Below are 23,290 nucleotides of genomic sequence, written 5' to 3'. Positions count from 1 at the left end.
GAGAACGCCGACCGATACGGAGAGGTTCCAATGAGCAACGTTCAACAGCAGAAACGTATCGTGGTAACCGGCACCGGTATCGTCGGGCCGCTGGGCTGTGGTGTGGATGAAGTGTGGCGCCGCCTGCTGGCCGGGCGCTCGGGCATTCGCACGCTGCCGGCGGAAATCACCGAAGGCACGGGCGTGGCCGTAGGCGGTCAAGTGCCCACGCTCGAAGAAGACGCGCTGGCGGGCTACCAACCTGAGCAGATCATCGCGCCGAAAGAACGCAAGAAGATGGACCGCTTTATCGAGTTCGCGCTGGTTGCCGCTCATGAAGCGCTGGAGCAGGCGGGCTGGCACCCGAGCAGCGAAGCCGATCAGGCACGTACCGCGACCATCATCGCCTCCGGTGTGGGTGGTTTTGGCGCGATGGCCGAGGCGGTGCGCACCACCGATTCACGCGGGCCGCGCAGGTTGTCGCCGTTCACTGCGCCATCGTTCCTGGCCAACATGGCGGCGGGGCATGTGTCCATCCGCAATGGCTTCAAAGGCCCGCTCGGCGCGCCGGTCACCGCTTGTGCGGCAGGCGTCCAGGCGATTGGCGACGCAGCTCGTCTGATCAGAAGTGGCGAGGCCGATATCGCCATCTGTGGCGGTACGGAAGCGGCGATCGACCGGGTGACCCTGGGCTGTTTCGCGGCAGCTCGCGCGCTGTCCACTGGTTTCGCCGGCCACCCGCAGCAAGCATCGCGACCGTTTGATCGTGACCGCGACGGTTTCGTGATGGCCGAGGGCGCCGGGTTGCTGGTGATCGAGTCGCTGGAGCATGCCCTTGCACGCGGTGCAACGCCATTGGCCGAGCTGGTGGGCTACGGCACCAGCGCCGATGCCTATCACCTCACCGCTGGCCCCGAGGATGGCAGCGGCGCCCGCCGCGCCATGCAACAGGCGCTGCAGCAGGCGGGCCTGAGCCCGGACGATGTGCAACACATCAACGCCCACGCTACCTCCACCCAGGTTGGCGACAACGGCGAGCTTGCGGCCATTCAGGCGTTGTTCGGCGCGGGTGCAGGCGTGGCGATCAGCTCGACCAAATCCGCTACCGGCCACTTGCTCGGCGCTGCCGGCGGGATCGAGGCGATCTTCACGGTGCTGGCGCTGCGCGACCAGATCGTGCCGCCGACGCTGAACCTCGACAACCCGGCCGACGCCGCGGCGGGGCTCGACTTGGTCGCGCTCAATGCTCGCAAAATGCCGCTCACCTATGCGCTCTCCAATGGCTTCGGCTTTGGTGGCGTAAATGCCAGCGTGCTGTTCAGGCGCTGGGAACCCTGGCCATGAGCCAATCCGCACAGAAGGGGCGGCGCCAGCGGGAGATGTTGCTGGCTGCGAGTGATGTGTTCACGGCGTTGGGTTTTGCCCAGGCGAACATGCAAGCCATTGCTGATTCTGCGGGAGTGACCAAGGCGACTCTCTATGCGCACTTTGGCGACAAGGAGCAGCTCTACCGAGCGGTCATCGACCACTGGCTGACTCAATTGCCGGAGCCAGAACTGCCAGGTCAGGTGCGGGGCGGGTTGCGCGCTCGCCTGGAAAGCGTCGCACGTGAACTGCAACTGCAAAGTGAACACCCAGCGTTTCATGCGCTCACCCATATAGCGCTGCGCTCCAACCGGATACCTCACAAACGCTGGCGGCAACGCTACAGCCCCTATCAGCGCTACCTTGAGGAAAGCCTTTCGCGATCTGTTCGATGCTCGGATCCCGAGCAGGCAGCAGTCCGTTTCCTGCTGCTAGCAGTGGGTAGCATCGACTGTAGCCATTTGATGGCCGTGAGCGGGCTGCGCCTCTCAGCAGCTGTCGACATGTTCGTCCAGGCGTATGCCTGAGTCAGGCTTGCGCTTCGGAAACATCAGGGTTCCTGAAAGGGGCGCAATTGGCCAGATTCAGGGGGCTGGATAAGCGAGGATCTCGCGCCGGATAAAGTCTGAACTCATCGCAGGCCGTGCTGACTGAATCTGAAAGAGCGAAGCGCTGCCAGGAGAGAGACGCATGAATGAGTCCGAGAGCACGGTAGAGGCATTCAAGGCCTCGATCCTGGCCAAACTTCGTTATGCGGTGGGCAAAGATCCGGAGAACGCCTTCGACCATGACTGGTTCGAGGCCCTGGCCTTGGCTACCCGTGATCATGTGGTCGACCGCTGGGAAGAGGCCAGTGCCCAACTTGCCCGGCAGGACGACAAACGCGTCTATTACCTGTCACTGGAATTTCTCATCGGCCGACTGCTGGTCGACAACCTGAGCAACCTGGGCTTGCTCGATGTAGCGCGTCAGGCCATGGCCGAACTCAACGTCGAACTCGAACGCATCCGCCAGATCGAGCCCGATGCGGCGCTGGGCAACGGTGGCCTCGGCCGGCTGGCCGCGTGCTTCATGGAGAGCATGGCGACGCTGCGCCTGGCCGCTCACGGCTATGGCATTCGCTACGAGCATGGCTTGTTCCGCCAGGCGATCATCGATGGCTGGCAGGCCGAGCAGACCGAGACCTGGCTCGATTTCGGCAACCCCTGGGAGTTCGAACGCCCGGAAGTAGCCTATCGCGTGGGCTTTGGTGGGGGGGTCACCAGCCATGTGCAGGAAGACGGTGGCATCAGCCAGAGCTGGCAACCGCAGGAAACCGTACGGGCTATCGCCTATGACACGCCGGTGGTCGGCTGGCGTGGCGCTTCGGTGAACACCTTGCGCCTGTGGCGGGCGAGGGCCGAGGAAAACCTGCAGCTGGATCGCTTCAACGCCGGCGATCACTTCGGCGCCGTCGCCGGTGAAGTGCGCGCGGAAAGCATCTCGCGGGTGCTGTATCCGGCCGACGACACCGAAGCCGGCCAGGAGCTGCGCCTGCGCCAGGAGTACTTCCTGGTATCCGCCTCGTTGCAGGATTTGCTCGAACGCCATCTGCGCCTGCACGGTGACCTGCAAAACCTGCCGCAACAGGTGGCGATCCAGCTCAACGACACGCACCCGGCCATCGCCGTGGTCGAGCTGATGCGCCTGCTGGTCGATCAGCACCAGATACAGTGGGCGCGGGCCTGGGAGTTGACGGTGGCCTCGACGGCCTACACCAACCACACCTTGCTGCCGGAAGCACTTGAGTCCTGGCCGGTGGCTCTGATGGAGCGTCTGTTGCCGCGGCATTTGCAGATCATCTACCTGATCAACGCCGAGCATATCGACGCCCTGCGGGCCAAGGACATCCATGATTTTCGTCTGCTGCGCGCGGTTTCGCTGATCGACGAGGACAATGGTCGACGGGTGCGAATGGGCAACCTGGCCTTTCTCGGTGCGCACAGCATCAACGGCGTTTCGGCTCTGCACACGCGGCTGATGCGCGACACGGTATTTCGCGACCTGCACCGGCTCTATCCGCAGCGGGTGAACAACAAGACCAACGGCGTGACCTTCCGCCGCTGGCTGTTTCAGGTCAATCCGCTGCTGACCCACCTGCTGGTCGATGCACTTGGCCCCGAGGTGCTGGAGTCGCCGCAAACCACGCTGGAGAAACTGCAGCCGCAGGCCGAGCAGGTAGCCTTCCGCGACGAGTACGCCCTGTGCCGGCGGCGCAACAAGGAGGCGCTGGCGCAACTGGTACAGCGCCAGTCTGGCCTGCTGCTCGATACCGAGGCGATCTTCGACGTGCAGATCAAGCGCATCCACGAGTACAAGCGGCAATTGCTCAACCTGCTGCATACCGTGGCGCTGTACCAGGCCATCCGCAACGACCCGACCACCGACTGGGTTCCGCGGGTGAAGATTTTCGCCGGCAAGGCGGCGGCCAGTTACCGCCAGGCCAAGCTGATCATCAAGCTGGCCAACGACATCAGTCGCACCATCAATGGCGACCCTACCGTGCGCGGGCTGCTCAAGGTGGTGTTCATTCCCAACTACAACGTCAGCCTGGCCGAGACCATCATCCCGGCGGCGGATCTCTCCGAGCAGATTTCCACCGCGGGGCTGGAAGCCTCCGGCACCAGCAACATGAAGTTCGCCCTCAATGGCGCATTGACCATTGGCACGCTGGATGGCGCCAATGTGGAGATGTGCGAGCGGGTTGGCGAGGAGAACCTGTTCATCTTCGGCATGACGGCGCAACAGGTCGCGGCACGCCAGCGTCTCGGGCTGGAAATGGGCGACGTGGTTGCCGACTCGGAGCGGCTGGAGGCCGCCCTGGGCGCGATCCGCGCCGGGGTATTCTCGCCGGACGATCCGGCGCGCTACGTCGGCCTGGTGGATGCTCTGCTGTATGACGACCGCTTCATGGTCTGCGCGGATTTCGAGGCCTATTGGGCTGCGCAACGGCAAGTCGACAAGCGCTGGCAGACGCCCAATGACTGGTGGCGCTCAGCCGTGCTCAATACCGCGCGAATGGGATGGTTCTCTTCGGATCGCACCATCAGCGAGTACGCGCGGGACATCTGGCAGGTACCGGTGCCCGCACGCGATAAAGGCTGAGAGCCGTTACTGCTGGACGCGGTGCGCCGGCGTCGCCTGGCCTTTCTTCGGATGCAGGATGCGCGTGACCTGTACGTCGGTGAACTCGTTGGGCCATTCGAAGGTGTGCAGGACACTGAGGTAAACGCGGGCCTGCTCGGGCGTGAGCTGCTCACGGTCGGACTCGACCTCAACGCTGTGTGGCTGGTTATGCAGGATGTAGCTGATCAGATGCAGTGGCTTGGCCATATCGTGCCTCCAGGTTTGCAGGGTGATGAGAAGTAGACCTGTGCAATAGGTTGGCGAGTTCCCGCGATCCGCCGGGCGGCATGCACATCGGTAGGGGGCGCCATGCGCACCGAGCCAGGCTTGGCCGCGTTGGTCGTTGCTCGAACCGATGCGCATGAGATGCCCTGCACAAACGCGGATCACCGCCCGGCCCGGCTAACCGGGTTGGGTTTCGATCGTTTGTTCGCCACTCTTGCGCAGCGTGCGCGCGCGTTTTTCCAGCACCAGGTAGGCGGCGCTGGCCAGAACCAGCGGCAGCAGGTAATACAACACGCGGTAGGCGAGCAGGGCGGCGATCAGGCTGGCCTGACTGTACTGATGCTGCAGCAATGCCAGGAACACGGTTTCCAGTACGCCGAGGCCTGCTGGAATATGTGCAACCGCAGCGGCCATGCAACTGATCAGCAGCACGCCGAGCACCGAGCTGTAGGCCGCGCCTTCCGGCAGCAGCCAAAAGATCAGTGCCGCCATCAATGCCCAGTTGCTCGCACCGAGGCACAGTTGCAGCAACGCCATGCCCAGCGAGGGCAGGGTGATCGAGCGCTCACCGAAGTGCCAGACGCGTTGCCGCGAGAAGGCGCAGATACCGACATAAGCGCTGACGATCCCCAACAGGGTGAAGCCCAACAACTGCAGTCCCGTCACCCCCAGTGCCCAGCTTTCCGGCAATTTCACCAGGCGCAGGGAGAAGATCACCCCGGCCAATGCCATGTAGCCCGTCCAGTTGGTCAGCAGACTGAGGCTGAGAATACGCGTCACCGTCGACGCGCTCAGGCCCAGGCGCATGTACAGGCGATAACGCATCGCCACGCCGCCGATCCAGGTGGTGAAGTTCAGGTTGAAGGCGTAGCAGACCATCGCCACCGGCATGACCTGGCGCGTGGGCAGGCGGTGGCGGCTGTAACGCCGCCCCAGCAGGTCGTAGCAGCTGAACACCAGATAACTGGCGCAGGCGATCAGCGCGCCCACCAGCAGCGTCTGCAGGCTGTAGTCGCTGAGCGCCTGGCGCACCTCGCCCCAATCCAGGTTGCGTGCCAGCATGTACAGCAGTGTCGGCACCAGCAGCAGGAAGAACAGCGTGAGTACGCGTTTGCCCCAGCGCATCCAGGGCTTGTTGTTGGCGCCATTCATCCAGTTTTTTCCTCTTCGTAACAATTGGGCTTGTCGACCGGCTCCAGCGGCTTCAGTCGCTTGCGATGCGCCGGCAGCCAGCCGGCGATGGCCGGAAAGCGCCGCAAAAAGTGGAAGCACAGGAACACCAGCGGCGCACGCCACCAGTAGCCGCGTACCACGCGCTCCAGTTCGATGCGCTGGCAGTGTTCGGCTGACAAGCCCATCAGGTGGTCATACAGATGCTGATTGAAGGCGCAGTCACGGATCACCAGATTGGCCTCCAGATTCAGCGCCAGACTCAACGGATCGAGGTTGCTCGATCCCACCGTGCTCCACGCGTCGTCTACCAGCGCCACCTTGCCGTGCAACGGCCGCTGGCAGTATTCGTAGATCACCACGCCATCGCGCAGCAGGTAGTTGTAGAGCAGGCGCGAAAAGGCCTGCACCCAGCGCATGTCCGGCTGTCCCTGCAAGATCAGCGTCACCGCCACGCCACGCCGTGCTGCATTGCGCAAGGCGCGCAGCACCCGGTAACCAGGGAAGAAATAGGCGTTGGCCACCACCAGGCGCCGGCGTGCCGATTCGAAGGCTGCCAGGTGCTCGTCTTCGATGTCGGTGGTATGGCGCTCGTTGTCGCGCTCGAGCAGCATCACCCGCATATCGCCCACCGGCGTTCTCGACGGCTGCACCGGGCTCGGCTCGGCCAGGGCAGGGCGCAACAGGCGCAGCGTGCAGGTATGCAGGTCGGCGACCACCGGCCCCATCACCTCGACGGCGTAGTCCTGTTTGGCCATCTCGCCGAAATCGCCGAGGTGATCGGCTGAATAGTTGATGCCGCCGACGAACGCGCGCTCGCCATCGATCACCACGATCTTGCGGTGCAGGCGGCGGAACAGATTGGTGCGCATCCCCAGTCGCCGTGGGCTGGGATCGAAGACATGAATCTTGACGCCTTCGCGCGTCAGCGCCGCCACGTATTCATGCTGCAGGTCGGCAGTGCCGTAGCCGTCCACGGCGATCACCACACGCACACCGCGGCGTGCGGCCTCGATCAGCACCTCCTGCAGTTCCAGGCCGACCTTGTCTTCACGGATGATGAAGGTCTCCAGCAACACCTCGACGCGCGCCTGGCGAATGCATTCGAACACCCGCGGGTAATAGGCTTCGCCGTTGATCAGCAACCGCAGCTGGTTGCCGTCCCGCCAGATACCGCTCATAGGTGAATCTCCGCGGCCAGTGGAGCGTGATCGGACAGGTGCGACCAGGGCCGTGTCGACAGCACCTGCGGCCCATGAGCCGTGGCATTGCGGGTGTAGATGCGATCCAGGCGCAGCAGTGGTAAACGTGCCGGGAAGCTCCGGGCCGGTTTGCCATGGCGGTGCTGAAAGGCTTCGACCAGCGCATGGGGTGCGAGCTGGTCATCCGCGCGCAGGCGCCAGTCATTGAAGTCGCCTGCGACGATCACCGGCGCAGCCGGATCGAAGCTCGCCAGCAGATCCAGCAGCAGGCCGATCTGCTGGCGCCGATGCGTTTCGCGCAGGCCCAGGTGCACGCAGATCGCATGCACTTCGTCATGCCCTGGCACATCCAGGCGGCAATGCAGCAGGCCGCGCTGCTCGGTGCCGCTGACCGTGACGTCGAGGTTGTGGTGTTCGAGGATGGGAAAGCGCGACAGCAACGCGTTGCCATGATGGCCATCCGGGTAGACGGCATTGCGCCCGTAGGCGAACTGCGGCCACATGCTGTCGGCGAGAAACTCGTACTGCGGCACGCTCGGCCAGTCATGAAAGCGCTTGGCGTGCAACGCGTGGCTGCCCAGCACCTCCTGCAGGAACACCAGGTCGGCGCCCGTGGCCTGCACCGCGCTGCGCAGCTCCGGCAGGATGAAACGTCGGTTGAGTGCGGTGAATCCCTTGTGCGTGTTGATCGTCAGCACGCGCAGACGCTTGACCGGCGTGATGCGGTCGATGATCACCTCGGGGTTGGGGAGGGTGCTAGTCATGGCTGACATGTCCATTGCCCGGCGTCGCTCATAAGCTGCCTGGGGCTTTGGAGCGCGACTCGCCTAGCGGATCCGCTGCAGCGATGGCTTTGTCCAGCGCGGCACTGCCCAGCACACGTTCCTCCGTGCCATTGCCGGATGCTTGCTTGGCGGGCTGCAGTTCGACCTTGATCCAGCCACTGTCACGGCGGTCGAAAGCCTTGAAGGCTTCGATGGCGTCGGTCATGGGTTTGACCTGGGTAAGGATCTTCGCCGGGTCGATGCGCCCGGCCTGCACCATCTCGATCAGCCGGGGGATATAGCGCCGGTGGTTGCAATTGCCCATGTTGACGGTGAGGTTCTTGTTCATCGCCTGACCGATGGGAAATTCGCGCGCCTGCTGCGGATAAACGCCAATGATCGCCAGCGTACCGGCCTTGGCCAACGCATCGACGGCCCATTGCAAGGCCTGCTCGGGCGCGTCCCCCGGTTGCCACTGCTTGCTCTCGGCCTGGTGCGGTGCATGGCCATGCGCCGGGCACTGGGCATCGACACCAACGGCGTCGATGGCGCGATCCACGCCGATGCCATTGGTCAATCGGCGCAGGGTATCCACCGGGTCTTCACGGTCGAAATTGATGACTTCGGCGCCCTGACGGCGAGCCATGTCCAGGCGGTCGTCGAGATGGTCGATGGCGAACACCCGCGAGGCGCCGAGCAATTTGGCGCTGGCAATGGCGAATTGGCCAACCGGGCCGCAACCGAACACCGCCACGGTGTCGCCACTGCAAACCTCAGCCAGCTTTGCGCCGAAGTAACCGGTGGGGAAGATGTCGGAGAGCAGGATGGCCTGGTCGTCACTGATCTCGCTGGGCAGTTTCACCAGACCGATATTGGCGTAGGGAATGCGCGCCATCTCGGCCTGCAGGCCATGGAAGGCACCGGTGATTTCCGGGCCGCCGTAGAACGAGGTACCGGCTTCCTTGCCATTGGGGTTGGCTTCATCACACTGCGCGTAGTAACCCGCACGGCAATAGGCACAGTTGCCGCAAGCGATGGTGGAGGGCACTACCACACGGTCGCCAATGCTCAGGTTACGCACGTCGCTGCCCAGTGCTTCGACGATACCGACTGCCTCATGCCCGAGAATGGTGCCCTTGCGCATACCGCCCACGGTGCCGCGAACGAAGTGCAGATCGGTGCCACAAATGGCCGAAGCGGTGATGCGAATGACGGCATCGGTGCTGGCCTGAACCTCGGGCTCCGCTACTTCGTCCAGGCGAATGTCACCGACGTCGTGGAATACCACTGCTTTCATGACTGTCTCCCGAAACCGGCGTTGCCGGTCTTGCAAACGAATGTCGCCGCACGAGTGCGGCACATGTGTTTTCGAGTGACTGCAGGAAACAGGGGTTCAGGTTTTTTGTTTGGCCGGCCGCTTACCGCGCGGGGCGATCACACCGCGCTAGCTGTTCAGCAGTCCGCGCAGCAGCAGTTCCAGCGCCGCGATGCTCTGCGCCAGGCGCGTCTTGCCGTCGTCGCTGGCGGCGATCCAGAGCGTCGCTTCCTCCAGGCTGCCGTAGATCAGTGCTACCAATGCTTGTGGCTCGGCCTTGGCGACGAGGCCACGGCGCATCAGCTCGTCGATCAGTTGCTGCATCGACTCGACGCACTGGCGCTGCGCTTGCGGTGAGGCGTCGCCAAGCACGGCGCGCGCATCGCGTAGCACGATACGCTGGATGTCCGGCTCCAGAGCCATTTCCAGGTACGCCTGGCAGCGTCCGCGAAAGCCTTGCCAGGGATCGTCGGCGTTGTCGGAGATAGCCTGCAGGCGAGCGTCCATCTCAGCGTCGATCTGCTGCACAACGGCAGCCAGCAAGCCTTTCTTGTCGCCAAAGTGGTGATAGAGCGCGCCGCGCGTCAGGCCGGCCTGAGCGGTCAGGTCATCCATCGAGGTATCGGCGTAGCCGCGTTCGGTAAACACCTTACGCGCCGTGGCCAGCAGCAGGGTGCGGGTTTCTTCCATCTCGGCACGGGTACGGCGAGCCATGATTCTCTCCTTACATACGGATCGCATGATTATTTACATACGGTACGTATAAATATAGTCTCTTATTCATACGCGATGTATGTATCTGCTTTTGGCGAGTTGCCAGACGAGCCGAATCACGGGAGAACGAGATGGCCAACCCTTACCGAGAACTTTTCACTGCGCCCGGCGCCACAGGCTTTGTCCTGGCAGGCCTGGTGGCGCGGCTCGCGCTGCCCATGACGGGCATCGGCATCATCACCATGCTCGCCCAGTTGCGCGGCAGCTACGCGCTGGCCGGTGCGGTATCGGCCACCTTCGTGCTGACCTATGCGCTGCTGTCGCCGCAGGTTTCCCGCCTGGTGGATCGGCATGGGCAGGCCCGTGTGTTGCCGCTGGCCACTGCAATCAGCGCAGGCGGCATGCTGCTTCTGCTGGCCTGCTCGTGGTGGCAGGCACCGGACTGGAGCCTGTTCATCGGCGCCTTGCTGGCAGGCTTCATGCCCAGCCTTTCGGCGATGGTGCGTGCGCGCTGGACGGTGATCTATCGCGGCCAGCCGCGCCTGCAGACCGCCTATTCGCTGGAAACGGTCTTCGATGAAGTGACCTTCATTGCCGGGCCGCCGCTGTCGGTAGGGTTGAGCATTGCACTGTTCCCACAGGCCGGGCCGTTGGTGGCTTCGCTATTGCTGGCACTTGGTGTGTTCATCCTGGTACTGCAACGCGGCAGCGAACCGCCCGTGCAGGCACGGAATGCCAACCTGACCGCATCAGGCTCGGTGATTCGCGAGAAGAACGTGCGCCTGCTGGCGCTGCTGATGATGGGCATGGGCGTCATCGTCGGCACCGTGGATATCGTCAGCGTGGCCTTCGCCGAGCAATTGGGCCGCCCGGCAGCCGCCAGCCTGGTGCTGTCGGCCTATGCCGCTAGCTCCTGCGTGGCCGGCTTGCTGTTTGGCGCGCTCAAACTGGCGACGCCCTTGCACCGTTTGCTGTTGCTGGGCGGACTGGCAACGGCACTGACGACCTTGCCGCTGCAACTGGCCAGTAGCATCCCGGCATTGACGGGGGCCGTACTGCTGGCTGGATTGTTCTTCGCGCCGACCATGATCGTGGCGATGTCGCTGGTCGAACGCCTGGTTCCCGAGCACCGCCTGACCGAGGGCATGACCTGGCTGCTGGCCGGGCTGAACGTCGGTATAGCCTTGGGTGCGGCGGTATCCGGTCGGTTGGTTGACCAGAGCGGTGCGCAGGCCGGATTTGCGGTCGCGCTATGCGCCGGCGTCACGGTACTGCTGGTGGCGGTATGGGGACAGCAGCGCCTGCGTGCTCCGTTACCCGCACCAACCTGAATCGGTTGCTCGGCCCCGCCATGTAGCATGCTCAGCGTTGCAGTTCGAGCAGTTGCAGCGACCGCCCAGCCAATTCCACCACTTCGTGCAGCACCGATGCCGACTCGCATTGCGCTGTGTGCGTATCGATCAGGCACCGCCAATGGCGCCCGCCGTGCACCTCGGGCAAGCGAAACTCGCATCCCTCGTGCCCGGCATTGAGCAACAGCAGCAGGGTGGCATCGGCGCCGCTGCGCTTGACTCCGGATGGCTGCGCGCGGCCGTCCATGAGCATGCCCATGCAACGGGCTTCTTCGTCGTGCCAGTTGCCCTCGCTCATTTCGCTGCCGTCCGGAGCCAGCCAGGTCACATCCTTGACGTCCAGTTCCTCGTTGTAGTGGCCAACCAGAAAGCGCTGACGACGCAGGATCGGGTAGCTCTGGCGCAGGGCTATCAGGCGCTGACAGAACGCAGCCAGTTCACGGCCTTCAGCGTCGAGCGACCAGTCCACCCAGCTCAGTTCGTTGTCCTGGCAGTAGGCATTGTTGTTGCCGTGCTGGGTGCGGCCGAACTCGTCGCCAGCCAGCAGCATCGGCGTACCCTGGGCGAACAGCAGGGTGGCGAGCAGGTTGCGGATCTGTTGCAGGCGCAGGCTGCGAATCTGCGCGTCGTCGGTTTCGCCCTCGCAGCCGTGATTCCAGGACAGGTTGCGATCGGTGCCGTCCTGATTGTTCTCGTCGTTGGCTTCGTTGTGCTTGTGGTCGTAGGAAACCACGTCGCGCAGGGTGAAACCGTCATGCGCAGTGATGAAATTGACCGAGGCGAACGGCCTGCGCCCACGCTGGTTGTACAGATCGCCTGAAGCGGTCAGGCGGCTGGCCAGCTCGGCCAGTTCGCCGCGATCACCTTTCCAGAAGGCGCGTACGTTGTCGCGAAACTTGTCGTTCCATTCCGCCCAACCCGGCGGGAAGCCGCCGACCTGATAGCCACCCGGGCCGCAATCCCAGGGCTCGGCGATCAGCTTGACCTTGCTCAGGATCGGATCCTGGCGACAGGCGACCAGAAAGCTGTGGCGCTCGTTGAAGCCATCGGCGTAGCGCCCGAGGATGCTCGCCAGGTCGAAGCGGAAACCGTCCACGCGCATCTCGGTCGCCCAGTAGCGCAGCGAGTCGGTGACCATCTGCAACACGCATGGGTGGCTCAGATCCAGCGTATTGCCGGTACCGGAATCGTTGATGTAGTAGCGGCGCTCGTCCGGCATCAGACGGTAGTAGCTGGCGTTGTCGATACCGCGCATGGACAGGGTCGGCCCGCGCTCGTTGCCCTCGGCGGTGTGGTTGTAGACCACGTCGAGGATCACTTCCAGGCCGGCACTGTGCAGGTGGGCGACCATCTCCTTGAACTCGCTGATCTTGCCGCTGGCCAGGTAGGCCGGGTGCGGGGCGAAGAAACCGATGCTGTTGTAGCCCCAATAGTTGTTCATGCCTTTTTCCAGCAGGTGCTGGTCATTGACGAAGGCGTGTATGGGCAGCAGCTCGACGCTGGAAACGCCCAGCTCGCGGATATGCCGCAACAATTCGGGGTTGGTCAGGCCGGCGCAGGTGCCGCGGTAGCGCTCGGGCACGGCGGGGTGACGCATGCTGATGCCGCGCAGGTGCGTTTCATAGATCACCGTGCGATCCCAGGGAATGCGCAAGCGTGGCTGTTCACCCCAGGTGAATGCCGGGTCGATGACCTTGCTCTTGGGCACGAAGGGCGCACTGTCGCGCTCGTCGAAACTGAGGTCGCCGTCCGCATCGCCGATGGTGTAGCCGAACAGCGCCTCCGACCATTGCAACTGGCCAACCAACTGCTTGGCGTAGGGGTCGATCAGCAGTTTGTTGGGGTTGAAGCGATGCCCGGATTCGGGCTCGTATGGCCCATACACGCGATAGCCGTAGACCTGGCCAGGACGCGCATCGGGCAGGTAGCCGTGCCAGATTTCATCGGTGTATTCGGGCAATTCGATGCGTTCGATTTCCGTCTCGCCGTGTTCGTCGAACAGGCACAGCTCCACGCGGGTGGCATGCGCGGAGAACAGTGCGAAATTGACGCCCAGGCCATCCCAGCTGGCGCCGAGCGGAAAGGGGGTGCCTTCGGTAACGCGGGAGCGCTGTGGGTTGCGCATGGGGATTACCTCAGGCTTTCGGTGTTTTGGGCGTGCGCGGGGCACGTGGCTTTTTCAACAGGGCTGGCTGCTCGGCTTCGCTCAGCGGCACGGTCTTGGGTTTGCTGATGCGCCGTGGCTTGGGTACGGCCGAGAGCTGGGCTTGCGACTCGGCCTCGGCCAGTTTTCTGGCCATCATCCAGTGCCGCTCATGCTGGCCATGGGGACGCCCCTCGGACTCCCAGATCTGAAAGGCAAATTCGCGGATACGCTGTTCATCGGTGTTCATGGCGTGGCTCCTGTAATGATCGGGGAATGACTTATCTGAACTCTGCGCCGTAGGGCGGGTGAAACCCGCCATTGACGATCTGGCGGGTCGCACCCGTTCTACGAGGAGCGTCCATCGCCTGCTCCGGCACGGGGCTCAAGAAGAATCAGGTTGACGGGAAACTCAGCCAGCGCAGCCGCAACCATCACGCTGCCCTGGCTGTTTTCTGTGTGGCAGGGCCCGAGCAGGCCGGTGGCCTGCCAGCTGCGCAGTTCATCAGGCAGCACCACCGTGGTGTCGCCCCAGCGTTGGGCGGGGACGTGCGGTGTGCCGTGCTCGCCCAACAGGCCGGCCGCCAGGCGCGGCACAATCACCAGCAGGTGCTCATCGCCATGGCTGCGCAGGAAGGCCAGTACCTGGCCGGCGTGCTCGCCGACCACCCCAAGCGGGTGATAGCTGCCCTGGCTGAACAACTGCGGCTGGGCGGCGCGCAGCGCCAATGTCTGCTGGATCAGCCACTGTTTGATGCGCCCGTCCTGCCAACTGGCCAGTTGGCCGGCCGGCGTATCGTCGCTTTGCAGGGCGGACAGGCGTGCCGAGAAATCCACCGGGCGGCGATTGTCCGGATCGACCAGGCTGAAGTCCCAGAACTCGCAGCCCTGGTACAGGTCGGGTACACCGGGTGTGGTCAGGCGCAGCACGCACTGCACCAGCGCGTTCAATGCGCCGGCCGGGGCAATCGCGGCCACAGTTGCAGCCAGCTCATTACGCAGAGGTTGCCCGGATGGCTCGCACAGCAGGCAGCGCAGGAAATCGGCGCAGGCGGCCTCGTAAGCCTCGTTCGGCGCGCTCCACGTGCTGTTGAGCTTGGCCTCGCGCAGCGCCTTGCGTTGCCAGCCAAGCAGGCGCTGCAGATAGTGCTGCAGGCCTTCCGTATCGTCTGGTCGTAGCCCGAGCGGCCAACTGCCAATAATTGCCTGATAGAGAATGGCTTCTTCGCCACCATCCGGAGCCTGCGCCGCACCGCTGGTGCGCAGCGCCTGTGCCAACTGCCGCCAGTGCCTGACACGCTCGGCGTACCAGGCCGCGCGTTCGCTGAGTACTGCCAGTCGGGCGCGGCAATCTTCGCCACGCTTGTGGTCGTGAGTGGCAGTGGCGAGCAGGTTGCGTGGATGCTGCACTGCACGTTCGCGGCAGGCCTGATGAAAGCGCTCGACCGTCGCGCTGAAATGCTCGGCATCGAAACCGACGTCATAGCGCGACAGCAACACGCCCGCGCGGTACAGGGCGGTGTCTTCGACAGCCTTGGCTGCCACCGGCGAGGTCAATTGCTGAAAGCGTGTCAGCGCCTGGGCACGCAGGCGCCGTGCCCGGCCCGGCGGCAGCGTTCGAAGGGAGGCACCACCCAACCAGTCGTCGAGATGCGGCAGCAGCGGCCAGTCGGCCTCCGCCAGCGTCTGCCGCGCGCCATCGAGCGCCTGTTGGAAAAAACGGCGATCCTGCTGCGAGCGGCCACAGGCCGGGGCATAGGTGCGATAGATCGGAAAATGCACGATCAGCTCGCGCAGCGCCCGACGGATCGCACCGAGGGTGAGGTCGCGGGTGGCGATGTCATGCCGGGCGACATGCAGCAGGCGTTGGGCGACTTCCTCCAGATCACCGGCGAGCGATCCCTCCAGCACCAGCCGGCGCGCTTGCCGTACCTCGTCGTCGAAGGCCGTGGGCCGGCCACTGATTTCCTGCCACAGCTTGCCGAGCGGCAGCTCGCCATGTGGGTCGTGCTGCAGCAGCGATACCTGGTTCATGAACTCGTAGCCGGTGCTGCCGTCCACGGGCCACGCCTGCGGCAGCAGTTCGCCATGGCCGAGGATTTTCTCCACGAAGATGGGGAAGGGCGCATCGCCGCGCAGGCGGCTGATGCGTCGGCGCAGGCGGCTGCAATAGGCCCGTGGGTTGGCCAGGCCGTCGATATGGTCGATACGCAAGCCATCGATCAGGCCGCGTTCGATCAGCTCGAACACCTTGCCGTGGGTCTGCTCGAACACCGCCAGGTGCTCGGCACGCAGGGCGCCCAGTTCGTTGATGTCGAAAAAGCGCCGCCAGTTGATGTCGTCGGCCGCGGTGCGCCAGCTGGCCACGCGGTAGTGCTGACGTTCGAGCAGGGCATGCAGGCGCTTCTGCGTTGCCTCGTCGCGCCCCTGGAAATGGGCCAGCAGCGGTGCGACTTTTTCCGCCAGGGCTGCTAATTCTACGCAGAGCCGTTGCGCCTCGGCGCGACTGTCGTTCTCCCGTCCCAGACGTGCGAAACGCTGGCCCAGCGCGCGCAGTGCCGGGTCATCGCTGGCCCGCAGGATGCTGTCGTAACTGGGCGGCGTCAGTGGCAGGCGATGCTCGAAATGTTGCGCATGAAAGCGCCCGCGCGCGGCCTCGAAATGCAGTTCCAGCGTGCCTTCGCGCAGCGCCTCGCCGTAGTCGGTGCGCAGAAAGGGCACCAGCAACTGGCCACTGAGCAGCGGGTCATGCGACTGCCACTGGATATCGAAGAACGCCGCGTAAGGGCTACCCTGGCCCCACTCCAGCACGTCCAGCCACCAGGGATTGCCGTCACCACCAACGGCCATGTGGTTGGGCACGATATCCACGATCAAGCCCATATCGTGCGCGCGCAGGGTGTCCACCAAGTGCACCAGGGCTTCTTCGCCGCCCAGCTCGGGGTTGACCTGGCTGGGGTCGATCACGTCGTAGCCGTGTTGCGAGCCTGGCCGCGCAGTAAGGATCGGTGAGGCGTACAGATGGCTGATGCCCAGCTTCGCCATGTAGGGCACCTGGGCGGCGGCATCGGCGAGGGTGAATCCCTTGTGCAACTGCAGGCGCAATGTCGCGCGCAATTCAGTCATTGCCAGCCTCCTGACGCGCACGATCGAGCTTGGCCAGGCGCTGGCTGGTGGCCGGCTGTTCCAGCAACTCGTTGACCGGCAATGGGTAGCGTCGCCGCCAGTTGGGATGCACATCGCCAGGACCGGGCAGGTTGGGCTGCTGCTCCAGGCCACAGGCGTCCTCCAGTGGCAGCAGGGCCAGCGCTGATGGCGTACGACCGATATGTTCGATGCAGGCCAGCAGACAGGCATCGTCCTCCGTGCCGTTTACCGAGCCTTGTCGCTCCAGAAGCTGGCGCAGGGCGACACGCTCACCAGCGCGCTCGGCATGATCGCCTTCCAGCAGCTCCGCGTCGCGTTGCCCGGCCCTGACCCGCCATTCCAGATCACGCCCGGTGAGCCAGCCCTTGATCGTCGGTAGATCATGGGTGGTGGTGGTCGCCAGGGCGTTGCCGGGCCAGCGAGCGGTCGGCACGAAACCTATGTCGTCCTGTTCGAATAGCAGCACCCGGGTGCCGAGGATGTTGCGCGCGGCAAGTTTCTCGCCCAGGCCGTCTGGCACGGTGCCGAGGTCTTCGCCGATGACCAGCGCCCGATGCCGGTGCGACTCCAGGGCCAGCAGGCGCAGCAGATCGTCCAGCGGATAACGCAGGTAGGCGCCGTGCTGTGGCGCCGCGCCCTGGGGGATGACCCACAGGCGTTGCAGGCCCATCACGTGGTCGATGCGAATGCCGCCAGCATGGGCGAGGTTGGCCTGGAGCATTTCGATATAGGCGCGAAACCCGTGCTGGCGTAGCCCCTGTGGCGAGAATGCCGACACGCCCCAGTTCTGCCCCTGGCGATTGAGGATATCCGGTGGCGCCCCGACGGTGACCGAAGGCAGCAGTTCATCCTGGCGTGACCAGGCCTGACTGCCGGCACAATCGGCGCCCACCGCCAGGTCTGCGATCAAACCGATGCCCATGCCAGCGCCGCTGGCCGTGGATTGGGCAGACTCCAGACCGTGAGCGATCAACCACTGGCAAAAGGCGTGATAGCGCAGCTCTTCGCCATGCTCGACGGCAAAGCGGGTCACAGCGCCCAGCAGTGGATTGCGCAGCGCCTCCGGCCAGGTACGCCAGTCGCCACTGGCGCCCTCGCGCAGACGCTGGCCATGGATCGCCTCGAAGCAGCAATGCTGTTGCAAGGCCTCGCCACCGGCCGTGCGAAATGCCTCGAAGCGTTCCAGCAACTGGCCGGGTGCCTGACAGAAATCCTCATACAACTGGCGTAACAGACGCTGACGAGCCTGGGCCACGGCCGGCCAGTCGATCAGCTCCAGCGCTTCCAGACGCGCCATCTCATCCTGCAGCCTGGCGGCGTGAACCGCGCGTTGCAGGCGCTCGCTACCGAGCAAGGTGACGGGGGCGGCATACAGCGTATTGAAGAACAACCGGCTGGAAGGCGAGTAGGGCCCGAAACCCTGCATATCCGCGCTGAATTGTGCGTGCACCGGGCTCAGGGCAATCGCATCGGCGCCATGGTTGGCAGCGTGCCGCGCCAGATCCGCCACCGCCAGCGTGTCGCCCAGGCCACCATCACCCTTGCGGCGCAGGCCATAGAGCTGAGCCGTCAGGCCCCAGATGCGTGGTTTGCCGCACAGCTGCTGTACCGACAGGCAGGCTGCAGGTGCGACAGCGAGAGGATGTTGGCTATCGCGGATTTCCAGCTGGTAATAGCCCGTCCGCTGTTGCGCCGGCAGGTGTCCATCGCCGTCGAGTCGACCCTCGCTGACATTGCCTTGCTCATCGATCAACCGGTAGAGGCTGTCAGCTGGATAGAGCGTCAGCGGCAGTGGCTGGCCCTGATCCTGAAACAGCAGGTTCGCGTCTCCCGGCACATGGCGTGACTGCCCCACTGCGGCCAAACTGGCGCGCAACTGCTCGGGGCTTTGCGCCGGGTAGCCAAGCGCCTCCAGCAGGCTGCGCTGCGCTTCCGGGCTGACCTGTTGCGGGCGGCCGTGCGCATCGATCCAGTCGATGCACAGATCAACGGCCTCAGCCAGCTCGGCCAGTAATCGATCACTCATTGTGCAGGCTCCAGGGTGACCAGGGCGCTGCGTGCCGGCAATCGCTCCTGGCGCAGATCGGCATCATCGATGCGCAGGGTGTACAGCCGCTCGCCGTGAACGGCAGGCAAGGGCAGGGATACGTCGCTGCTGCCCAGATTGATGGCGATGCTCAGCGCCGGGCCGTGCCCCAGCCGCCAGCGCGCCAGAACTGCGCCATCACCGAGCACCTGCGCACCGAGGCTTCGCGCCTGCTGCAAGCCTGGCAGCAGGCGGCTGTGACGCACCTGCAACAGGCAGCGGTAGAAGGCCAGCCATTCCCGCTGCTGCGGCTCCAGCGCCGGAGCCAGGTCTGGCTGTGAGCGCTGAAAGGTGGCCAGGGCGTTGGGGTCGGCGATGGCCTCGCGGCTGTGCGCCGCGGCGAACTGCGAAAAATCGGCGAACTCGTTGCGTCGGCCCTCACGCACGGCATTGGCCAGCTCGTCGTGGTAATCGGTGAAGAACAGAAAGGGTCGCTTGCTGCCCCATTCTTCGCCCATGAACAACAGCGGTACCATCGGGCACAGCAGCAACAGTACGGTGGCCGCCTTCAGTGAATCGGTGTCGGCCAGCAGCGTCAGGCGTTCGCCAAAAGCGCGGTTGCCCACCTGGTCATGGTTCTGCAGGAACAGCACAAAGGCGTGTGGCGGCAGATCGGCACTGGGCTCGCCGCGTGGCTGGCCATGGCGATTGTCCTGGCCCTGGTAGACGAAACCCTGCTCCAGGCAGGTGGCCAGCTTGCGTGTCGGCGCCTGGGCGTAATCGGCGTAGTAGCTTTCGTTCTCGAAGGTGAGCAGTGCATGCAGGGTGTTGTGGCCGTCATCGTTCCACTGCGCGTCAAAGCCATCACGCAGCAGATGCGCGGCGTTGTGCTCGTTTTCCAGCACCAGATGCACCTGGCGCCGTTGCGGCACTGCTGAGCGCACGCGTGCGGCCAACTCCCTGAGGAACTCGTCATCGTCGATGGCGTGCACGGCATCCAGGCGCAGGCCATCGACACGGTAGTCCAGCAGCCACATCAGTGCGTTCTCGCAGAAGAAGTCCCGCACCTGCGGCCGGCCGAAGTCGATGGCCGCGCCCCAGGGCGTCACGCGCTCCTCGCAGAAGAACTGCCGCGCGTACAGCCCCAGGTAATTGCCGTCCGGGCCGAAGTGGTTGTAGACCACGTCGACGAATACCATCAGTCCATAGCCGTGGGCACTGTCGATCAACTGCTTGAGTTCGTCGGGCGAGCCATAGGCGTTGGCCGGCGCGAAGGGGAGTACACCGTCATAGCCCCAGTTGCGCGTACCGGCGAAGGCGTTCAGCGGCATCAGTTGCAGGGCGGTGACGCCCAGGTCGGCCAGGTGCGGCAGGTGCTCGATGACCTGCTGATAACCGCCGAACAGGCCCACATGCAGCTCGTACAGCACCGTTTCGTGCCAGGGGCGACCGTTCCAGTCATGCTGCTGCCAGGCATAAGCCGCATGATCGATGACCTGGCTGAAGCCATGCACATCGTCCACCTGGCGGCGCGAGGCCGGATCCGGCACCGCTCGCTGGCCGTCGACCACATAGCGATAGCTGCTATCGCTCGGGCACTCGAGCAAGCTCACGAACCAGCCATCCGTTTGTTGATCCATCGGATAACGGTCGCCGTCCAGCAACTCCAGCTCCACTCGCTGCGCGCTGGGCGCCCAGAGGGCGAAACGCACACGACCATCGGCCATCGGCCGGGCACCATGGCTGTACATCAGCGGATTTCCCTGCGGGCCTCGACATGAGCCAGCAGGCGCTGATACAGCCGGTCGTACGGGCGCACGGACTGTCGCCAGTACAGCGGCGCCTGCATGGCATGGCAGCGCATGGCCTCGAACAATGCAGGGTGCTGGTACACCTGCAGGGCACGATCGATGGCCGCGCGATAGCTATGTGTCTGCGCCTCATCGAAGAGAAAGCCACTGACGCCGTCCTCGATGGTGTCGGCCAGGCCGCCGGTGCGCCGGGCGATGGGCAGCGAGGCGTAGCGCTGGGCGTATATCTGGCTCAGGCCGCAGGGTTCGAAGCGCGAGGGCATGAGCAGAAAATCACTGCCGGCATAGAGGCGTCGTGCATCGCTCTCGTTGAAGCCGATATGCACCCCGATGCGGCCACGATAGCGTTGACCCAGCTCGGCCATCGCCGCCTCCAGCGCCGGTTCGCCCTGGCCGATCACCGCGATACGGCCACCTCGCTCGACGATGTGCTCGGCGACGCCCAGGGTCAGGTCGATACCTTTCTGCTGCACCAGGCGCGATACCACCGCGAACAGCGGACCATCCGACTCCAGATCCAGCCATTGCTGCATATAGGCAGCATTGGCACTTTTACCGTCCCACTCACCGGCCGCGAAACCTTGCAACAGATGAGGGTCGCTTTGCGGATGCCAGCTCTCGTCGATACCGTTGGCGATACCGCTGAGTTGCTTCGCCTGAACCTTGGCTCGCAACATGCCGTCCAGCCCGCAGCCGAACTCTGCCGTGGTGATTTCCCGGGCATAGCTGCGGCTGACGGTGGTGACGTGCTGGGCATAGGCGATACCGGCTTTGAGAAACGACAGCCGGCCGTGGAACTCCATGCCGTCGATCGAGCAGGCCTGTTCTGGGATCGCCAGCTCACTGCTGCACTGCATGTCGCAAAGGCCTTGATAGGCCAGGTTGTGAATGGTCAGCAGGGCAGGGGCGCTGGCCCCGCGCCAGGCCATGTAGGCCGGCGCCATTGCGGTCGTCCAGTCATTGGCATGTACCAGATCCGGGCGCCACTGGATGCCGGCTTCGCCCATTGCCATCTCGGCAGCAGCCAGTCCAAGGCGGGCGAAGCGGATGTGGTTGTCCGCCCAGTCGTTGCCCTGCGGGTCGACGTAAGGCGAGCCGTCGCGCTCGTAGAGCACGGGGTTGAGCAGCACGTAGACGATCAGGCCATCGGCCAGATCCATGCGGCCGATCTGGCAAGGCGGCAGGGCAGCCAGCCCAGGAATCTGGCCGACGACACGGATTGGCCGGCCTTCCACCACCTGGCGATAGCCGGGGATCAGCACACGGATATCGTGTTTATCCGCCAGGGCGCGGGGCAGCGCAGCGGATACATCGCCAAGCCCGCCGCATTTGACCAGGTCGGTGAACTCGGAGGTGACGAACAACACGCGCTTGCGTTCTTGGTACTGGGTTGGCATCTGCAAGGGCTGCTGAGGGGCTGACGCGAGCGGAGGATAGGAATGAATCAGTGCGGAGGCTGCTGCGCTTGCCATGTCTCTCTCCATGATCGGGGTTGAACGTGAGGTAGACCCAGCGTGGGGTCGTGGAGGAGAGCAATCGGCTCAGGCATGCCCATATCGGCCACCCGCTTTCGCACTCCCCATACTCTTGTGCTGACGGGGCATTTGCGGCAAAGGTTCGACCTTTTTTTGCAAAAGCGAGCCGGGTGAAAAGGTTGAACTTTGAGCACGCCGAGAGCTTCCACCGGACACCCAGAAAGATGTCCGGAGGCCGCACCAATGCAGAGCATCGAGCAGGTAGTGAATTTTCTGAGCAAATACGGATTGCGGCTGTGCACCGCAGAATCCTGCACCGCTGGGCTGATCGCCTCGCTGATCGCGGATGTTCCAGGCAGTGGGGCAGTGCTCGACTGTGGTTTCGTCACCTACTCACCCGAGGCCAAGCAACGCTGTCTGGGCGTTGATCCGCTGACCATCGAACGCTTCGGCCTGACCAGCGAGGAGGTGGCGCAGGAAATGGCCCTGGGCGCACTCAAGCACAGCAACGCCGATATCGCGCTGGCCAATACTGGCCTGGCGGAGGCCGAGGACGAGATGGACGGTGTGCAATGCATCGCCTGCGCGATCCGCCTCGACCAACACCAGGGCATCGTCAGCGAGACGGTGAAATTCAATGGTGTGCGTAATCAAGTGCGTCACGACGCAGCCCGTTACGCCCTGCTGCAACTGCCTTACTACTACGAGCGCCTGCGCTCGGCATGAGCCGAGCGCAGGCTAGCGGTCAATTTTCCGGGAGTGCGCCGTTGATCCGCTCGGCATGCTGGAGATGCTGTTCCAGCTTGGGCAGCGTCTCCCGAGCGAAGGCGGCGATTTCTTCGTCATCGACCTTTACACCACGACGGAACAACTCGATGGTCTGCTGGTGGGCAACTACCTGATTGTTCATGTAGGCCTTGTCGAAGCTCTCTTCGCTACGTAACTGGAGCACCATGGCCTTGGCCTGATTGATCAGCTCGGCGTCATCGGACACCTCTAGATCCTTGCTCTTGGCCAACTCGCCCAATTGCTGGTTCGCTCGGCGGTGGTCGTCGATCATCATCTGCGCAAAGCCTTTGACGTCCTCGCTGCGCGCTTTCTCCAGCGCCAGCTTGGCCGTCTCGATCTCGGCGATGCCCTTGGCCGAGGCCTCTTCGACAAAGTCTTCGGTGCTGATTGACTCTACCTCGTTGGCAGCGTGCAGGGTGCTGACGGCACAGATGGCCAGCGCTGCGGCAGCGAGCAAGGCAAGGGGTTTAAGTAGATACATGGTCGATCCTCCTGTGGATGTGCATACACAGGGGTAGAAGGACGTCGCCTGGACGAAGTTCAGGCGAAATTTTCCTCGCACCTAGCGGCCCTGAATCAAGCGAAACGGTGGCGCCAGCCCAGGAAAATTCTGTTCGAACGCAAGCGCCATGGGCTGCCTCAAAAGTT

The 23,290-nt window shown here is 64.0% G+C and carries 18 protein-coding genes; 5 read left to right on the top strand and 13 right to left on the bottom strand.

Annotated features, from left to right (window positions below):
• Positions 1-30: 30 nt before the first annotated feature.
• From fabF to HS968_RS13230, 3 genes are all read left to right on the top strand, one after another.
• The gene (gene fabF / locus HS968_RS13240) at positions 31-1,323 is read left to right on the top strand and encodes a beta-ketoacyl-ACP synthase II (RefSeq protein WP_182366291.1); all 1,293 of its coding nucleotides are present in this window, start codon (positions 31-33) and stop codon (positions 1,321-1,323) included.
• Complete coding sequence (locus HS968_RS13235; RefSeq protein WP_182366289.1) at positions 1,320-1,871, top strand: TetR/AcrR family transcriptional regulator; 552 nt, start codon at positions 1,320-1,322, stop codon at positions 1,869-1,871. Before fabF ends, HS968_RS13235 begins: the two co-directional genes overlap by 4 nt.
• A gap of 163 nt (positions 1,872-2,034) precedes the next feature.
• A complete protein-coding gene (locus HS968_RS13230; protein WP_182366286.1) occupies positions 2,035-4,488 on the top strand; it encodes a glycogen/starch/alpha-glucan phosphorylase in 2,454 nt (817 codons plus the stop codon).
• 6 nt (positions 4,489-4,494) lie between these two features.
• Here HS968_RS13230 and HS968_RS13225 read toward each other — a convergent pair whose 3' ends face one another.
• The 6 genes from HS968_RS13225 to HS968_RS13200 all read right to left on the bottom strand — a co-directional run bounded on the left by HS968_RS13225 (position 4,495) and on the right by HS968_RS13200 (position 9,899).
• Positions 4,495-4,716 (bottom strand): hypothetical protein, encoded by a 222-nt coding sequence (locus HS968_RS13225; RefSeq protein WP_119691303.1) that lies wholly within the window; start codon positions 4,714-4,716, stop codon positions 4,495-4,497.
• Positions 4,717-4,911: 195 nt separating this feature from the next.
• Positions 4,912-5,886 carry a lysylphosphatidylglycerol synthase domain-containing protein gene (locus HS968_RS13220; RefSeq protein ID WP_182366284.1) on the bottom strand — a complete coding sequence of 325 codons (975 nt, stop codon included), beginning with the start codon at positions 5,884-5,886 and terminating at the stop codon, positions 4,912-4,914.
• Positions 5,883-7,085: a cardiolipin synthase ClsB gene (gene clsB, locus HS968_RS13215; protein ID WP_182366282.1), complete on the bottom strand. Its 1,203-nt coding sequence runs from the start codon at positions 7,083-7,085 to the stop codon at positions 5,883-5,885. Before clsB ends, HS968_RS13220 begins: the two co-directional genes overlap by 4 nt.
• Positions 7,082-7,870 (bottom strand): endonuclease/exonuclease/phosphatase family protein, encoded by a 789-nt coding sequence (locus tag HS968_RS13210; protein WP_182366280.1) that lies wholly within the window; start codon positions 7,868-7,870, stop codon positions 7,082-7,084. Before HS968_RS13210 ends, clsB begins: the two co-directional genes overlap by 4 nt.
• Positions 7,871-7,898: 28 nt before the next feature.
• Positions 7,899-9,167 (bottom strand): zinc-dependent alcohol dehydrogenase, encoded by a 1,269-nt coding sequence (locus HS968_RS13205; RefSeq protein WP_182366278.1) that lies wholly within the window; start codon positions 9,165-9,167, stop codon positions 7,899-7,901.
• Positions 9,168-9,314: 147 nt separating this feature from the next.
• Positions 9,315-9,899, bottom strand: coding sequence for a TetR/AcrR family transcriptional regulator (locus HS968_RS13200; RefSeq protein WP_182366275.1), 585 nt, complete (start codon positions 9,897-9,899; stop codon positions 9,315-9,317).
• Positions 9,900-10,030: 131 nt separating this feature from the next.
• Between HS968_RS13200 and HS968_RS13195 the strand changes: the two genes are divergently transcribed.
• Entirely contained in the window at positions 10,031-11,230 is a 1,200-nt protein-coding gene (locus HS968_RS13195) for an MFS transporter (protein ID WP_182366273.1), read from the top strand.
• A 31-nt stretch (positions 11,231-11,261) separates the two neighbouring features.
• Here the strand turns inward: HS968_RS13195 and glgX are convergent, their stop codons facing one another.
• From glgX to glgA, 6 genes are all read right to left on the bottom strand, one after another.
• On the bottom strand, positions 11,262-13,376 hold the full coding sequence (glgX, locus tag HS968_RS13190) for a glycogen debranching protein GlgX (protein WP_182366266.1): 2,115 nt from the start codon (positions 13,374-13,376) through the stop codon (positions 11,262-11,264).
• A 10-nt stretch (positions 13,377-13,386) separates the two neighbouring features.
• Complete coding sequence (locus HS968_RS13185) at positions 13,387-13,644, bottom strand: DUF2934 domain-containing protein (RefSeq protein WP_182366264.1); 258 nt, start codon at positions 13,642-13,644, stop codon at positions 13,387-13,389.
• Between the two features lie 98 nt (positions 13,645-13,742).
• On the bottom strand, positions 13,743-16,520 hold the full coding sequence (locus tag HS968_RS13180; RefSeq protein WP_182366262.1) for a malto-oligosyltrehalose synthase: 2,778 nt from the start codon (positions 16,518-16,520) through the stop codon (positions 13,743-13,745).
• Complete coding sequence (gene malQ / locus HS968_RS13175) at positions 16,513-18,567, bottom strand: 4-alpha-glucanotransferase (protein WP_182366260.1); 2,055 nt, start codon at positions 18,565-18,567, stop codon at positions 16,513-16,515. The genes HS968_RS13180 and malQ overlap by 8 nt, the downstream gene beginning before the upstream one ends.
• On the bottom strand, positions 18,564-20,318 hold the full coding sequence (treZ, locus tag HS968_RS13170; protein WP_238338843.1) for a malto-oligosyltrehalose trehalohydrolase: 1,755 nt from the start codon (positions 20,316-20,318) through the stop codon (positions 18,564-18,566). Before treZ ends, malQ begins: the two co-directional genes overlap by 4 nt.
• A complete protein-coding gene (gene glgA / locus HS968_RS13165; protein ID WP_182371550.1) occupies positions 20,318-21,850 on the bottom strand; it encodes a glycogen synthase GlgA in 1,533 nt (510 codons plus the stop codon). The genes treZ and glgA overlap by 1 nt, the downstream gene beginning before the upstream one ends.
• 246 nt (positions 21,851-22,096) lie before the next feature.
• Here glgA and HS968_RS13160 point away from each other — a divergent pair, with 246 nt between their 5' ends.
• Positions 22,097-22,579 (top strand): CinA family protein, encoded by a 483-nt coding sequence (locus tag HS968_RS13160; RefSeq protein ID WP_182371549.1) that lies wholly within the window; start codon positions 22,097-22,099, stop codon positions 22,577-22,579.
• A 19-nt stretch (positions 22,580-22,598) separates the two neighbouring features.
• On the opposite strand, the gene HS968_RS13155 is transcribed toward HS968_RS13160, so the two are convergent.
• On the bottom strand, positions 22,599-23,123 hold the full coding sequence (locus HS968_RS13155) for a DUF4142 domain-containing protein (RefSeq protein WP_182371548.1): 525 nt from the start codon (positions 23,121-23,123) through the stop codon (positions 22,599-22,601).
• Positions 23,124-23,290: the final 167 nt, after the last annotated feature.

The sequence above is a fragment of the Pseudomonas berkeleyensis genome, from assembly GCF_014109765.1.
GTDB lineage: Bacteria > Pseudomonadota > Gammaproteobacteria > Pseudomonadales > Pseudomonadaceae > Aquipseudomonas > Aquipseudomonas berkeleyensis.
The sequence above is the reverse complement of the archived record's forward strand: the minus strand, read 5'-3'. Positions and strand labels throughout refer to the sequence as shown.

Coding starts and splice junctions, on each gene's coding strand:
- fabF (WP_182366291.1), top strand. CDS start 31: ATGAGCAACGTTCAACAGCAGAAACGTATCGTGGTAACCGGCACCGGT.
- HS968_RS13235 (WP_182366289.1), top strand. CDS start 1,320: ATGAGCCAATCCGCACAGAAGGGGCGGCGCCAGCGGGAGATGTTGCTG.
- HS968_RS13230 (WP_182366286.1), top strand. CDS start 2,035: ATGAATGAGTCCGAGAGCACGGTAGAGGCATTCAAGGCCTCGATCCTG.
- HS968_RS13225 (WP_119691303.1), bottom strand. CDS start 4,716: ATGGCCAAGCCACTGCATCTGATCAGCTACATCCTGCATAACCAGCCA.
- HS968_RS13220 (WP_182366284.1), bottom strand. CDS start 5,886: ATGAATGGCGCCAACAACAAGCCCTGGATGCGCTGGGGCAAACGCGTA.
- clsB (WP_182366282.1), bottom strand. CDS start 7,085: ATGAGCGGTATCTGGCGGGACGGCAACCAGCTGCGGTTGCTGATCAAC.
- HS968_RS13210 (WP_182366280.1), bottom strand. CDS start 7,870: ATGACTAGCACCCTCCCCAACCCCGAGGTGATCATCGACCGCATCACG.
- HS968_RS13205 (WP_182366278.1), bottom strand. CDS start 9,167: ATGAAAGCAGTGGTATTCCACGACGTCGGTGACATTCGCCTGGACGAA.
- HS968_RS13200 (WP_182366275.1), bottom strand. CDS start 9,899: ATGGCTCGCCGTACCCGTGCCGAGATGGAAGAAACCCGCACCCTGCTG.
- HS968_RS13195 (WP_182366273.1), top strand. CDS start 10,031: ATGGCCAACCCTTACCGAGAACTTTTCACTGCGCCCGGCGCCACAGGC.
- glgX (WP_182366266.1), bottom strand. CDS start 13,376: ATGCGCAACCCACAGCGCTCCCGCGTTACCGAAGGCACCCCCTTTCCG.
- HS968_RS13185 (WP_182366264.1), bottom strand. CDS start 13,644: ATGAACACCGATGAACAGCGTATCCGCGAATTTGCCTTTCAGATCTGG.
- HS968_RS13180 (WP_182366262.1), bottom strand. CDS start 16,520: ATGACTGAATTGCGCGCGACATTGCGCCTGCAGTTGCACAAGGGATTC.
- malQ (WP_182366260.1), bottom strand. CDS start 18,567: ATGAGTGATCGATTACTGGCCGAGCTGGCTGAGGCCGTTGATCTGTGC.
- treZ (WP_238338843.1), bottom strand. CDS start 20,318: ATGTACAGCCATGGTGCCCGGCCGATGGCCGATGGTCGTGTGCGTTTC.
- glgA (WP_182371550.1), bottom strand. CDS start 21,850: ATGGCAAGCGCAGCAGCCTCCGCACTGATTCATTCCTATCCTCCGCTC.
- HS968_RS13160 (WP_182371549.1), top strand. CDS start 22,097: ATGCAGAGCATCGAGCAGGTAGTGAATTTTCTGAGCAAATACGGATTG.
- HS968_RS13155 (WP_182371548.1), bottom strand. CDS start 23,123: ATGTATCTACTTAAACCCCTTGCCTTGCTCGCTGCCGCAGCGCTGGCC.